General features: G+C 48.3%; 13 protein-coding genes and 1 tRNA gene. 7 read left to right on the top strand and 7 right to left on the bottom strand.

Annotated elements, in window-relative coordinates; translation table 11 throughout:
- Positions 1–127: IS3 family transposase (locus GC178_18480; GenBank protein MBI1289554.1), on the top strand; the 127-nt coding region annotated here is incomplete at its 5' end.
- A gap of 775 nt (positions 128–902) precedes the next feature.
- Positions 903–2,105 (top strand): hypothetical protein, encoded by a 1,203-nt coding sequence (locus tag GC178_18485; protein ID MBI1289555.1) that lies wholly within the window; start codon positions 903–905, stop codon positions 2,103–2,105.
- Here GC178_18485 and GC178_18490 read toward each other — a convergent pair.
- Positions 2,059–2,132: transfer RNA gene (locus GC178_18490), tRNA-Ala, on the bottom strand. The two genes, GC178_18485 and GC178_18490, sit on opposite strands and share 47 nt — an antisense overlap.
- 42 nt (positions 2,133–2,174) lie before the next feature.
- Between GC178_18490 and GC178_18495 the strand changes: the two genes are divergently transcribed.
- Positions 2,175–3,047 carry a phosphotransferase gene (locus GC178_18495; GenBank protein MBI1289556.1) on the top strand — a complete coding sequence of 291 codons (873 nt, stop codon included), beginning with the start codon at positions 2,175–2,177 and terminating at the stop codon, positions 3,045–3,047.
- A gap of 339 nt (positions 3,048–3,386) precedes the next feature.
- Here GC178_18495 and GC178_18500 read toward each other — a convergent pair whose 3' ends face one another.
- Positions 3,387–6,146: a T9SS type A sorting domain-containing protein gene (locus GC178_18500; protein ID MBI1289557.1), complete on the bottom strand. Its 2,760-nt coding sequence runs from the start codon at positions 6,144–6,146 to the stop codon at positions 3,387–3,389.
- 208 nt (positions 6,147–6,354) lie between these two features.
- Here GC178_18500 and GC178_18505 point away from each other — a divergent pair, with 208 nt between their 5' ends.
- Both GC178_18505 and GC178_18510 read left to right on the top strand, forming a co-directional pair.
- Positions 6,355–6,864: a ferritin gene (locus GC178_18505; GenBank protein ID MBI1289558.1), complete on the top strand. Its 510-nt coding sequence runs from the start codon at positions 6,355–6,357 to the stop codon at positions 6,862–6,864.
- Between the two features lie 22 nt (positions 6,865–6,886).
- Positions 6,887–8,353, top strand: a complete 1,467-nt coding sequence (locus GC178_18510) for a redoxin domain-containing protein (GenBank protein ID MBI1289559.1) — start codon at positions 6,887–6,889, stop codon at positions 8,351–8,353.
- Positions 8,354–8,634: 281 nt separating this feature from the next.
- Here the strand turns inward: GC178_18510 and GC178_18515 are convergent, their stop codons facing one another.
- The 4 genes from GC178_18515 to GC178_18530 are packed head-to-tail and all read right to left on the bottom strand — an operon-like array spanning position 8,635 to position 11,483.
- Positions 8,635–8,910 (bottom strand): acylphosphatase, encoded by a 276-nt coding sequence (locus GC178_18515; GenBank protein MBI1289560.1) that lies wholly within the window; start codon positions 8,908–8,910, stop codon positions 8,635–8,637.
- Positions 8,907–10,013: a SpoIIE family protein phosphatase gene (locus tag GC178_18520; GenBank protein ID MBI1289561.1), complete on the bottom strand. Its 1,107-nt coding sequence runs from the start codon at positions 10,011–10,013 to the stop codon at positions 8,907–8,909. The genes GC178_18515 and GC178_18520 overlap by 4 nt, the downstream gene beginning before the upstream one ends.
- A 6-nt stretch (positions 10,014–10,019) precedes the next feature.
- A complete protein-coding gene (locus GC178_18525) occupies positions 10,020–10,394 on the bottom strand; it encodes a DUF1987 domain-containing protein (protein ID MBI1289562.1) in 375 nt (124 codons plus the stop codon).
- A gap of 6 nt (positions 10,395–10,400) precedes the next feature.
- Positions 10,401–11,483 carry a hypothetical protein gene (locus GC178_18530; GenBank protein ID MBI1289563.1) on the bottom strand — a complete coding sequence of 361 codons (1,083 nt, stop codon included), beginning with the start codon at positions 11,481–11,483 and terminating at the stop codon, positions 10,401–10,403.
- Positions 11,484–11,638: 155 nt separating this feature from the next.
- Between GC178_18530 and GC178_18535 the strand changes: the two genes are divergently transcribed.
- Both GC178_18535 and GC178_18540 read left to right on the top strand, forming a co-directional pair.
- On the top strand, positions 11,639–12,652 hold the full coding sequence (locus GC178_18535; protein MBI1289564.1) for a hypothetical protein: 1,014 nt from the start codon (positions 11,639–11,641) through the stop codon (positions 12,650–12,652).
- Positions 12,621–13,202: a hypothetical protein gene (locus tag GC178_18540; protein MBI1289565.1), complete on the top strand. Its 582-nt coding sequence runs from the start codon at positions 12,621–12,623 to the stop codon at positions 13,200–13,202. The genes GC178_18535 and GC178_18540 overlap by 32 nt, the downstream gene beginning before the upstream one ends.
- A gap of 126 nt (positions 13,203–13,328) precedes the next feature.
- On the opposite strand, the gene GC178_18545 is transcribed toward GC178_18540, so the two are convergent.
- The gene (locus GC178_18545; protein MBI1289566.1) at positions 13,329–13,688 is read right to left on the bottom strand and encodes a hypothetical protein; all 360 of its coding nucleotides are present in this window, start codon (positions 13,686–13,688) and stop codon (positions 13,329–13,331) included.
- Between the last annotated feature and the right edge of the window lie 364 nt (positions 13,689–14,052).

Here is a 14,052-nt window from a genome sequence, read left to right on the forward strand (position 1 = left end):
ACACTATGACACCGTTGAGGAACTGAAGGATGAGCTCCTACAATATCTCTTTTACTACAACGAAATGAGGCATCATCAAGGAATAAATGACATACCTCTTAACTTTAGAAAATCATTACCGAATTAGTTGACTTTTACAGCTGCGAGGTTCGACAATGAAGGTGAAATGAACATGATAGAGGTGACCGAGAAGAGTCAGGTCCACAACCCCAAACGCCTTGAGGAGCTTCTCGAAGGACGCGGCCACCATCAACTGGACATCCAGATCGGAAACGGAAAGATCCTATCGATATCGGATACCAGAAAATTGAAACTGAAATGACGGTACTGAACACATCAGACCTATTGGCACAGGTATCGGGCTACTGGAAAGACAGAGCACGATGCATCGTAACAATTCATGCTATCGTTAAACGAATGTAGAAAACTGATAGACCCCAAAAGGGAGAAATACACGGATGAGGAGTTGTCGGAGAAGCTGGGTTTCCTGACCACCCTTGCAGAAATAATCATCAACCACATCGACCATGAACAGAGAAAAGAACAGAGGGAAACGCGCTGTGCTGATGGCCCGCGTCTCAAGTGACGAACAGGCCAAAGGATACAGCCTTGATGTGCAGACAGACGCCATTGAAGCTTATTGTTCCCGCAATCGGATCGAGATCGTATACACTATCCGGGAGGACCATTCGGCCAAGAGTTTCGAGCGTCCCGAATTCAATCGGTTCCTTTCATGGCTGAAAGGGAACCGTGGTCAGGTCGATCTTCTTCTGTTCTCCTCGTGGGACAGGTTCTCCAGGAATGCGCTTGACGCCTACCGGATGATCGAACGGCTCGGTCGTCATGGTGTGGAAGCGCAGGCCATCGAACAGCCGATCGACTTTTCCGTGCCGGAGAACAAGATGATGCTGGCCATGTATCTGGTCATGCCGGAGGTGGACAATGACCGTAGATCGATCAAGATCCGTGGCGGCATCCGCGCAGCACTCAAGGCCGGGAGGTGGTGCCGTTCGGCTCCATACGGATACAGGAATACGCGTGATGAGAATAACCGTCCGATCATTGTACCGAGTGACCGTGCGGACGTTATTCGTTGGGCGTTCGAACAGGTGGCCAAGGGTCAACCTCAATCAGAAGTGCGCGCAGAAGTGAACCGCAAGGGAATCCCCGTTCAAAGAAGCCGATTCTCAGAAATGCTCCGCAACCCGATGTACATGGGAATGATAGAGGTGCCGGCACAGGACAATGAGCCTTACATGTTGGTAAAAGGTCAACATGAGGCTCTCGTGTCCGAGGAAGTGTTCTATTTGGTACAACAGGTACTTACGGGCAACTTCCCTCGAAAACGGCTATCTGTTTCAAGACGCAATGAACTCTTGCCCTTACGTGGCATCCTGAAGTGCACCAGTTGTGGCGGGAAACTCACCGGAAGTAGGTCCCGTTCCCGAAATGGGACGCAACACGCATATTATTACTGTAATCATTGCCGGAACGAACGTTACCGGGTCGAACTGGCAAATGCAACGGTCACGGAGATCATGAACAGCATGACGCTGGACTCAGATGCTGAAGTCATCCTTCAGCAGTTGTTCATCCAACTTTTGAATGGGAATTCGGTCCAGCGGAAACGGAATGAAAGGGAACTGAAAGACGAAATTCATCGGCAGAACACACGGATCCAGACTTTGCAGGACAACCTTGCCGATGGCGTAATCGGTGGCGATGAATACCGTGAGATGAGAACACGGTATATCTCCCTTCGCGAGGAGGCCACTCGTAAATTGTCGGAGCTTTCATCTGATGTCTCAGAGAAAAAGGAACTTCTCGGAAAGGCAGTAGGGGTCATGAATTCCTTGGGAGAACTGTTTGAAAACGGGAATGCGGAGACGCGTTCCAAGTTACTTGGTTCGATTTTTCCTGAAATGATCGAATTTGACGGGGAGAAATGTCGAACCGCTTCGATCAACTCGGCCCTCCTTCTGTGTCTGGCTATTGACAAGGGTTCCAGCAAAAATAAAAACCGGACACTGCCTGAAAAATTGGTAGTGTCCGGTCGGGTGGAGAATACCGGATTCGAACCGGTGGCCTCTACACTGCCAGTGTAGCGCTCTAGCCAACTGAGCTAATCCCCCAAAGCGGACGGCAAATGTAATTCTTTTTCATGTTTTAGTTTCGTGCCTGTGAATACGGAATTTGAGCACGATCTGGGCAAACTGCTGGTCCGGCACAACTTGGGTGTGCTGGTTTCCACAGAAAGCGTTTCGGGAGGCGACATCAACGAAACCTACCGTCTGAAAACCACTGAAGGACAGTTTTTCCTCAAAAAGAACAGCGCTGTACGATTTCCGAACATGTTCGAAGCTGAAAAACGCGGACTGGAACTGCTTTCAGCCTCCGATTTCATCGTTCCGAAGCCTGTTTTCGTAGGCCATGTAGAAAATCAGCAGATTCTCATTTTGGAATGGATTCAACGGGGTTCTCCGAGACCGGAATTCTGGAACGTATTCGGAAGAAACTTGGCCAAAATGCACTCCATTTTAAATGGATCTTTCGGCCTCGATCATGACAATTACATCGGGTCGTTGCCGCAGCGGAATTCAGAACATGGAACATGGGCAGATTTCTACAGAGAAGAACGGCTTATTCCACAGATGAAACTGGCCGAAAAGAATGGTCTACTTACCTCTGCAATGAAACGAGGGTTCGAGGCGTTGTTCGTGGAACTTGAGAACATCTTCCCTACCGAGAAATCGAGCCTGCTGCATGGCGATCTTTGGAGCGGAAACATGATGGTTGCAGCAGATGGCTTGTCCAGTATATACGACCCGGCCGTGTATTTCGGCCATCGCGAAATGGATCTGGCCATGATGACGCTTTTCGGTGGTTTTGGCAATGCCTGGGTTGAGGCCTACAACGAAGTTTATCCGCTGGAAAGCGGATGGCAGGAACGCTTTCCCATCGGGCAGCTCTACCCGCTTATGGTGCATGTGAATCTTTTTGGAGGCGGATATGGGAGCGATGTGGAGCATATTCTTAAGCGGTTCTAAAGGATAGACCCCGTAGGTTTTCAAAACAGGGTGTCCTAAAAGAGAAATCTGTTCTGAAAAGGTGTCGCCCCTACGGGACTTTGATCCACCGATCAGACCCTGTTGCTACCATAATTCCGTCCCGCTGGGACTTGCGCAGTTCCGTAGGAACGCCATTATGGTAGAAATGCGCCTACTGACGGTCATAAGCTCCATAGGAGCGAAACTGAAAATTAGGATGAATCCATTCGTAAAAGTGGCATTTCGGATACCCCTGTTCCGAAAACCTACGAGGTCTAATTGAAAAAGAAAGGGCCGCCAAATGGCAGCCCTTCCCGACCGAACAAGAATCGAAACCCATCAATCGACTCTCATGAATTTACGTGTTACGCTAAAGTTGCCATCCACATCCTGAATATTGAGGAAGTAATAACCGCTGTTCAGTTTATCTGTGCTGATGGTGAACTTGTTCTCTCCGCCAGCAATGGCCACACTTTCCGTTGAGATGGTACGACCCGTCAGGTCGAGGATGGAAATATCCACCATCACCTCACTTGGAAGGTTGAATCCAATGTATGCGCGGTCGGCTACCGGATTCGGGTAAACCTCACTGATCGCTCCATCGAAATTGAACGCTTCAATACCCGTTGAAATAAGCGTTTCGGATGCAAGAATGTGCACATCATTGACCGATGGCTCATTTTCCCCGATCGTCACAACCGCAGGTATTGTCTGAACACCCAAAACCTCCACATAAACCTGATAGGTTCCATAGCCCAGATCGCTGAAGCTGAATGTTCCGCTGGCATCCGTAACTGTATGCGCCACCGCATCGCCATTCTCGGTAAAGAGCAGCACTTCCATTCCTGCCAACGGGTCGCCCTCATCGGTCTTGTTGGCTCCTTGCGTCACATCGCCACCAATGAAGCCTGAACCGCCAGGATTATTGGCTGCAATAAGCGTAATATCGGCCGCTACCTGAGAGTTGGCCTGCGCCAGCGACACGGTTTGTGCAAATCCCCAGAAAGGTGAGTTGCCGTAATAGGTTGGAATGTGATTGCTGAAGTATTGGCTTCCCTGCGAGGCGGCTGCTTTCACCAAATAATTGCCGCAGGCCAATGGGCCGAAGAAGTAGTAATTTCCAGAATCAACCACCATGCTATCAACCGCTGTAAGCTGATTGGTAAGCGAATCGTAGGTGATGAGATAGACCACGCCCAGATCCAGTGGTTGATTGCTGCTTCCGGCATACACTTGTCCAGAAATATAGCCGTAGCAATTATTGCTTCCAACCGTAATGGTCTGGCATTGCTGATCGGAACACATGTTCAACGAATCGATCAAGTTCAGGCAGATGGTGTGTACTCCATTTGTAAATCCTGGAGAATACAGACTTGAGCCATTACCCGCAAATTGATTATCGATCGTCCAATAATAGTAGAGGCTCGAATCCTGCACGTTCGCAGTAAATGTGTAACCTATCGGTGTTTGCCCAGATGATATGAAGGAGGCATCGCAGCCAGAAAAGGTTGAGCTGTCGACCCAAACGGTCATACACTGCGTATCCGAACAGTTGATCAAACTATCATACACGGTTACACATACTTGGTAGGTTCCAGCTGCCGGGAAAGTGAAAACCGGATTCATGTTGTATGAATAAAGAGACGCTCCCATTCCTTGCACCGACCAACTGTAGAAATTGGTATTTGCAAGCGAACCGCTGAAATAGAAGTTCACAGCCTCTCCTTCCACGATCGGGTTATTCGGGTTGGAGCTTGAATAGTAATAGAATCCAGCGGTACAGTTGCCCGTGCTATTGGTATCTACCACCAGCGTGTCGCAATCTGTGGCCGTGCAGCCCGTGGCATCCGTTACCGTAACGCACGCCCCGAAAATTCCCTGTTGGTTGAAACTGTATGTAACGGTCTGTGTCGTGTCGCCATTGTCCCACAGGTAGGTGAATGGAGCAACACCTGATGAACTGGCACTAAGTAGGTAAGTGTATGGATCGACCGGATTCTGAGAAGAGCTGATCTGCACGGAGCAGCCGTTACTGTTCGGCTGCGGAATAGTATCACATGCGGTTGCCGAACAGCCATTGGCATCTATGACCTCCACACAGTAGACCCCGGCAACTTCTGCCATGATGCTTTGGGTGATCTGGCCTGTTGACCAACTATAGGTGAACGGAGCGGTTCCATTAGAACTGGCTACAAACGTGGTGATGCCAAACGAGTCAGTCGTTGCCTGAATGTAAGCCGAGCAACCGATGGAGTTCGCATTGGTGTAGCAGTCTGTTGCCATGCATCCGTTCGCATCCGTAACCGTTACGCAGTAAACGCTATCGGGAGCCAACCCGGAGATCTGGGCCGTAGTATCTCCAGAATTCCATAGATAGGTGAAGGGAGCCACGCCCGTGCTGCTGGCGGTAAGTGAGATTCCCAGCAGCGAACTATCCACTTGGATGGAGGCTGTACAGGGGTTCTGACTCCCACCAGAATAGACCGTATCGCATGTTGTAGCTGTGCAGCCATTTGCATCGGCAACGGTCAAACAAATGTCAAACACTTGGTTCGGTGCCGCCAAGTAGGTGACGGTGGGCCCCGTTTGGTTGGCCATTACACCTCCCCATTGATAGGTATATGCAGGAGTACCTCCAGTAGCTCCAGCAGTAAATATGATGACCCATTGATTATTGCTCCAATTGGAGGTTGTAGAAATGAGCGGAGTGAGACCGTTGCAACCCGTTCCATTCAAGCATACATGAAAATTGACATTTGCCGTGTCGATGGTTCCCTGATAGTTGCTTCGCGTTTGTGTGAGCAGTTGCTGCGAACATGGATCGTAGGTGAACACGTTGAAATCCACATTGGGACCGGTGAGCGATCCGTTCTGAATTGGAAGAAAGTAATATCCGATTGAGTCGGTGTTGGTACACAACGAATCGGACGGTAGGGCCGGGTTGCTTGAGTTGTAATAAACGCAGACCTGTTGATTGGCCACCGCATTTCCGCTGGCATCTGTCACATATCCATCAATGAACATGTTGTCGGGATTTGGCTGTGCCAACAGACCTGTGGCCGTAAGCAGCAGCAGAGCAAGTGTTTTTATCGTTTTCATGACGCTTGAATTTAATTCTACGATACAAATGTGGTCAGCTTGATACAAACTCCACAGCGCAATACTTTCATTTCTTACGCGCCAAATCGTTTAATTCAAATACATTCCATTCATAATACTCTTACCCTTCCAGAATCAATTGAACTCAAATTTTCATTTAATCGGAGGTGGTTTTACCTTTGCTTTCGTCACATAAAAAGACAAAGACATGCTTGACAAGAAGATTGAAAAACTGCTGAACCACCAGATCGAGCTGGAGTTCGAATCATCTCAATATTACCTTTCCATGGCCTCGTGGGCCGAAAAGTCGGGATTGAACGGTATCAGTTCGTTCCTCTACACACAGGCAGATGAGGAACGCGTGCACATGCTGAAGTTGTTCCATTACATCAACGACCGTGGCGGCCACGCACTGGTTCCGACCATCGGTGCGCCACCTAAAGAATACAAGGATGCGCGCGAGATCTTCACGAAAGTGTTGCAGCATGAGCAGATCGTGACCAAAGAGATCAATGACCTTGTGGATACATGCCTCAAGCAGAAAGACTACACTACGCATAACTTCCTGCAATGGTATGTTTCTGAGCAGATCGAAGAAGAGCGGTTGGCGCAGACGCTGATCGATAAACTCGACCTGATCGGTTCTGACAAGGGCGGCATGTATCTGTTCGATCGCGATCTGGCAAGCTTTACCCCGAAGGATCAAGGCGCTGCTTAAGAACTCAAACCTCGTTGTAGGAATGCAAAAACCGAATCTGATGATGGGTCTCATTCATTTGGTTCTGTCAACGCTATTGTTTGCGTGTGGCGGAGCACAGCAAGAACCGACTAACCAAGCCAACGACACGCAGGAAAAACCCAGCGGCCACATGCATGTGGAGATGCAGATAAACGGGGCTGGTAACGATGTGGCCAAGCTGCTGGGCGTTTTCGGTAACCAGAACTATCTGCTCGATTCGGCCAAAGCCGATGCAAACGGCCTGTTCGTTTTCGATGCCGATTCGCTGCTTCCCAACGGCTTCTACTACCTGATGCTGAAATCTGACAACAGCTATTTTCAATTGCTTCTGGGCAAGGATCAGGAATTCAAACTCACAACCACTAAAGGCGATTATGTGAATTCGATGAACGTAAATGGCTGCCTGGACAATGAGTTGCTGTACAAGAACCTGAAGTTTGAGGCGGAGTTCGGAAACCGTTTGAACCCCGTGAACAAGCAGCTTGAAGGATTACAAGAGGGAACGTCCGAATACACGCGTTTCAAAGCCGAGCAGGACAAACTGGTGAAGGAGCGTGCCGATCATGTGAAATGGTTTGAGGACAATCATCCGAACGCGTTCTTTACCAAATTCAAGATGTCTGGGCAAAATCCGGAACTGACCTACCCGAAGCTCCCGAACGGAGAAGTTGACCAAGTGGCGCAGGTTTATGCCTACCGAAAAGCGTTTTTTGATAATGTGGATTTTGCGGCTGACTGGACCATGCGAACGCCCGTTTACGCCAACAAGCTTCGCAGATACATCCGCGAACTGACGCCTCAGAATGCAGATTCGTTGATCAAATATTCCGATGAGCTCATTACCAAAACAAAGGGTAACAAGGAGCTTTTCAAATTCACCGTGAATTGGATCGCGCTCGAATACAAAACGCCCAAAACAATGGGAACAGAGGCGCTTTACGTACACATGATCGACAAATATTGGACGCCTGAACTCGCGTTCTGGTCAAATCCAGAAGAGATAAAAGGACTGCGTGGAGAGATCAGCCTGATGAAACCGAGTCTTTTAGGTAAGATCGGACAGGATGTGCAGGCAACGAACGAAAAAGGTGAGCCTGTTTCCATTTATGGCATGAAAACTCCGATAAAAGTGGTTTACATCTACTCGTACGACTGCGAGCATTGCCAGAAGGAAACGCCCGATATGGTGCGTGTTTACAACGAATGGAAAAACCGCGGGCTGGATGTGTTCGCGCTGTGCTTGGATGAGGACAAAGCGAAGTGGCAAGAGTTCATCCGCAAGAACAACATGACGTTCCACAATGCTTTTGACCCTGAGCGCAAAAGTCGTTTCGACCGAAAATATCATATCGACATCACACCCGAACTCTACGTGCTTGACAAGAACAACAAGATCATTGCAAGCAACTTGGCACCGAACCAGCTACCAGAATTCTTAGAGGGCGAGTACGCGAAAAATCCGTGGTAATTCTGAGACCTTCAAGGTTTTTGGAAACAGGGGTGTCCGAAAAGAGAAATCTGTTCTGAAAAGGTGTCGCCCCTACGGGACTTTGACCCACCGATCAGACCCTGTTGCTACCATAATTCCGTCCCGCTGGGACTTGCGCAGTTCCGTAGGAACGCCATTATGGTAGAAATGCGCCTACTGACGGTCATTAGCTCCATGGGAGCGAAACCGAGAAAAGGATGAGTTCATTCGTAAAAGTGGCATTTCCGACATCCCTGTTTTGAAAACCCTGCAGGGCAGATTTACTCAATGATATCGAACGTTGTGTAAGGCTTCGGCTCCACTTCAACCGATCTCACATCCGTTACCTTCGATTCTGGCGAGCCTTGCCAGCACCATTGCTCCAAAGAAGCAACCAATTGAGGCGGGCCAATCGCATGGATCAGCACCTGACCCGTTTCAAGGTTCTGTACCGTTCCTTTCAATCCAAATTCCCGCGCCTTATCGCACGTGTATTTGCGGAACCAAACTCCTTGAACTTTCCCTGAAACCGTTATCTGTCGTGCAGCGATCGTCATAGGCGGATTCCCATGAAGAGCATGTCGTCCATTTGGCGATGTGTTCCCATCCACGCATCCATTTCCTTCTGAAACGTGTGAGCAATATGCTCCATTCCTTGGTCGTGATGTTGCGTGAGATGTTTCTGAATGCGCTTGAAGCCGAATTTTTTGGTGCCATCATCCGAATACTGATCCGTGATCCCATCTGAGAACATGGCAATGAGGTCACCTTTCTTGTAGTTGAAGGTTTCGGAAGTGTAAGGCTCACGCTTACGGTACTGCGTGCCGCCAATGCTCCAAAAATCACCTTTATGCTCCGCAAATTCGCCATCAGAAAGATGGTAGAGCGGATTGCCCGCACCCGAAAACTGAATCTCCTGCTTCTCAATATCCACCCGACAGATGGCCATGTCCATGCCATCATGCACTTCCAGATCGGATTCCTGATTGAGTGCCACCACGATCTCCTTATGCAGTTCGTTCAGGATCTGATCCGTGTCTGTAAAGCCTTTTTCTTTCACGATCCGATGCAGCAGAAAATGCCCCACGAGCGACATGAACGCACCTGGCACACCATGTCCTGTGCAGTCTACTGCCGCGAAATAGTGATAGCGGTCTTTCTTCAAATACCACGGGAAATCGCCACTTACAATATCTCGCGGGCGGAAAATGACGAACGAGTCTACGAAATCGTGCCGCAGTTCTTCGGTGTTGGCAATAATTGCATCCTGAATGCGCTGTGCGTAATTGATGCTCTGTGAAATGCGGTCCAAACTGTCCGAAAGCTCCGACTGGGTAACGCGCAATTCATTGTTCTGCTCGCTCAGTTCGTTGGTTCGCTTACGCACGAGTTCCTCCAGACCTTCGTTAAGCTCCGAGACCTCTTGCTGTTTGTCTCCTGCCACCCGTGCAAACAGTCCGAGGAAGATCGGAGCCGTATCAATGATCCAATGCAAGGGTTGCGTCCGCTGTGCTTCGAGGAGGCCACCGAACCCCAGGCCGAGGTCGCGCATGTACGCATCGAACATAGTGGCTACTACCGGAAACGCAAATCCGAACAGCGCCCCATATACGGTATATCGGGTACGGGCATTGCCACCTGCTACAGAACTGTTGGCCATTGGCGCTTAAATGGTTCTCATTTCAAAAGGAAGTTCAAGGATACTCTCAAGCTCTTCGCCTTTGGTTTCAATCATCTCGTCATCGGCCTTATAAAACCAGATGACCTTCACATCCTTGCCTGTATCCGAAATGTCCTCAAACATCATCAGAATATTGAAGATATAGCGCGTGGCGGCCGAGTTGAAGTAATCGATCTTCATCTCTACGGTGGTCATGTCCAAAGGGGCTTCAACATACTCCTGTAGCCATTCTTCAATGGGCTTGAAGAAATCGTGTGCGTCCTCAGGCAAAGCCCTTCCTTCAACGGTGAACACCCCGGTTGATGTGTTAAAATCAATCAATGGCGTGTCCTCTGTAGGCTCCAATCGTAATGATTCCATAATCGCTTAAAATTTAACGTTGAACGTAAAAAAGTACCGGTCATCACCCATATCGTCAAAGCAGTACCGCAGCTTTGCATGACTTTTACGGGCAATCTCAATCAGTCCCAGTCCGGCTCCACCCTTTTCGCTGAACGACCCTTCTCTGAGGGTTTTCTTATACGCCTGTTTCAATTCCATTTCATCCATTGCATTGAGGCTCTCAATGCGTTCTGCAAGCAGGTCTTTGGTCTTGCCGTCCACCACGTTGCCGACAGATGTCCAATATGATCCCTCTGCATCTTCAGTGATCATGAAGATCCCGTCCTTACTTACATTGCCAATGTTTTGGCGAGATACGTTCTGTAGCATCTCCACCAAGATGAGGAAAAAACCTTTCGACCCCATGAAGTCGTTGTCGTTCTTCACCTTTTCCTCAATGATCTGGATGATGGGCATGATCGAATCTTTGCCGAAATCGCCCTTGTAGATCATTACCACATCCGAATCCTTTATGCGCTTGTCGAACTCCTTGGTAAATCGGAGTGCTTCTCCTGGCAGACTTTCGGCATCATTTCCTGTCAGTTTAAGTGACAGATAGAAATTGGAAAGCTGTTCGCTGATGGCCTCGAAGTCATACGAGATCGGCTGTCCTGCTTTTCGTGCCAACTGAATAAGACCCAACCCTGCTCCGCCTTTGGCAGATATGTCCTGATTGTTCAACACCTCAAAATAGAGTGCTTTCAACTTGTCCTTCTCAATGCTGTTCAACTGGCTGAGTTTCTCGCTCAGCAGTTTCACCTCATCCATGTCGATGAGGTTGATCGAACTCACGTAATTCGCATCGCCCATGAGGCGGGCAGCAAACAGACCGCTGGATTTGTCCTTGTCGGGCTCGTGCTTGGCACCGTGGCGCACTACGTTCTGAAAACATTCCACCATGATGAAGGAAATGCGTCTGCTCAGTTTGGCAAGTGCCTCAAAATTGTTGACATTGAATTCGGTGATCCGAATGATCCCGTCAGTAATATCATCGCTTACATCTCCATTGAAAATGAAACTCAATCGATCATTTTCAAGCTCCTTGTAATAGCTGTAAAGTCTTTCCAATTTGCTACGGCCTTAGTTGGTCTTGGTCGTCAAACGGCAGGTTCCTGATTTAGGTTTCAATCCGTGCTGACTTTTGTCATCAAGTTCATGTAACACCAAATTTCCGTTCGGGAAGCGGCCGAATTTGCCACGCTTCAATCGTTACCTTTACCCCAATGAGAACGCTTACCATCCTACTGTTGCTGCCCACCATCCTTTTCGCGCAGAGCGCAGATGATGAAGCCTACACGCTTGGCGTGGAAGGAATTCAGAAAGTAGATGCTGGCGAATATTCGTTGGGAATTGCCCTGCTGAAAAAGGCGCGTAATCTCAAACCTCACGAATATGACTACACGTTTGAGATCGGCAAAGCGTATTTGAAAGCTGGCGATGCGAAGAAGGCAGAAAAATACCTGCACGATCTTCAGTATCACCAAAACGTGCAACCAGACCTGTATCTTCTGCTGGCCGACTGCTATTCTGACCTGAACGACAAGAAGAAAAATCCAGACGGGGACAACAAGAAAGAACTGGATGCTTTGCGCTATGGTATCCAGAAATTTCCGCAAGCGGGAAGTCTCTATCTCCAATTAGGGAAACGGAATGTTGATGTGGAGAAATCGGCCGAGGCGCTTGCCACATTCGAACTGGGAATTCGGAACGCCCCGAATTTTGCGGAGAACTACTTCTGGGCTTCCAAGTTGATGAAGGCTTCAAATGATCCGCTGTGGGCTTGGCTCTATGCCGAGGTCTGCTTCAACATGACGGATGACCCTGAAATTTCGCGTTCGTGTGCCGTGCTTATTTCGGAAAGTCTGAATTCTATAACGAAAGATGGCTGGAGTGCGGAACCGAACAGATTCGATGCTGATTTCGGGCAGATGCTGGCCAAAAACTGCGCGAGTGAAAAGAGTGGAACGATAGCGGAGCAACTCGCGCTGCGGAAATGTCTCTTGGCAAACTGGAAATACCAAGAGACCAAAGCGGCTGAACTGTTTGAACGAATGAACAGCTTGGAACAAACGGGCAGATTGGCGCCATTTGTGGCCAGCATTTACGAAACGACCAATAAAGACGCATTCCTGAAATGGCTGGCAAACAATGCAAGAGCTTACGAATCGTACCGCGCTTGGCGCTATTGGAATCCGCTTAAACTGAATGCCCCGATCGACCGCCTGTCGGACAACTAAACCCATCAATCCCATGGCTACGCAGAAAGAACTTTTGAGTGTTTATAACCAAATGGAGAACGAGCGACAGCAGTTGCTCCAAGAGCTTTCTAAGTATCCAGCAGAAACGTTGGAGAAGAAACCAGATGCGAACTCTTGGTCCGTTACAGAGGTCATTTACCACCTGATAATTGCCGAACGTGGCGCATTGAGCTACCTGAACAAAAAACTGGAGGTGGGTGGTTTCGGCAAGGCCACTTTTCAAGCAGGGCTGAAGCAGAAGCTGCTGAACTTCGCCATATCGTTGCCCGTCAAATACAAAGCTCCCAAAGTGGTTCAGTTGCCGAAAGATGCCAGCGTAACGTACGAGGAAGCCGTTTCGCAATGGGATGAGATTCGTGCAAACATGAAAAAAGCATACGAGGGTTTAGATGATGATTTCACGGGGCGTGAACTCTTCAAGCACCCGTTTGCTGGAAAGATGAACATCGTTCAGGGACTCAAATTCATGCGGCAGCACATGAACCGCCACATCGGGCAGATCGAGCGCACGCTGAAACAGGTGGCGTGATTCAACGATAACTTTTGTGAGGAGGTTGGTTAGAGCCTTCAAACCCCTGTCCGTTCTAAATAGAAGAACCGATAAAGAATATAATCTTCTTGGTTGTTATTTCGTTCAGAAAGGCTATATCTAAGATTAAGGACTTAATCTCCTTCTCTCTTTATTCACCCATTCAATGAGCCTCTCAAATTCTTGGTCATCAGAATTTCCATCCTCATCAACTTCATAGTGATTCATTAGTCCCCATTCTATGTGATTAAGAATCAACTTTTTCTCTTCACTATCCGAGACACTATTAAGTCTTTCAGCCACCATGTCAGGTTTGCAAATGAAGCAGTCTCCAATAGAAAATGAAGGCATCTCGTTTGCGGATCCTTTGTCAGCCCACATTGTTGCTATGAGCTTGTCAATTACCTCAGTATCACCAGTTAAACAAAAATATCTCGGTATTACTTCCAGAATCGGGTCATACTTAATGTCATTGTAATTCTCCAATTCCCTTATTGTTTTTCGATAGGTAAGACTGTCTTTTGCTTTCCAAGCAGCTGTGAAGTCGTCAGCAAAGCTTCTTTGTTTCTCCAGAACTTTAATTATGAGACCTTTCTGTTTTTCATAGTTAAGATCTTTTACTTCTTGAATTCTACTTCTGTGGATGAAGCCTTCAATTTGTCTTCCTTTCCAAGCTGAGACCTTTGCCCAATTTGCATTCGTGTCAATCTGAAACTAAACCACTATGGACTGGAAGTCCATAGGTTTGATTGACGACTGAAAGTCGTCTTTCACTCAATGATGAAATTGCTTCCGCCATTGTCATCACTCCTTCTGTGATGCTCCAGATATTCATTCACCATTTCATCTG

This window comes from Flavobacteriales bacterium, assembly GCA_016124845.1.
In the GTDB taxonomy this organism is placed as follows: domain Bacteria; phylum Bacteroidota; class Bacteroidia; order UBA10329; family UBA10329; genus UBA10329.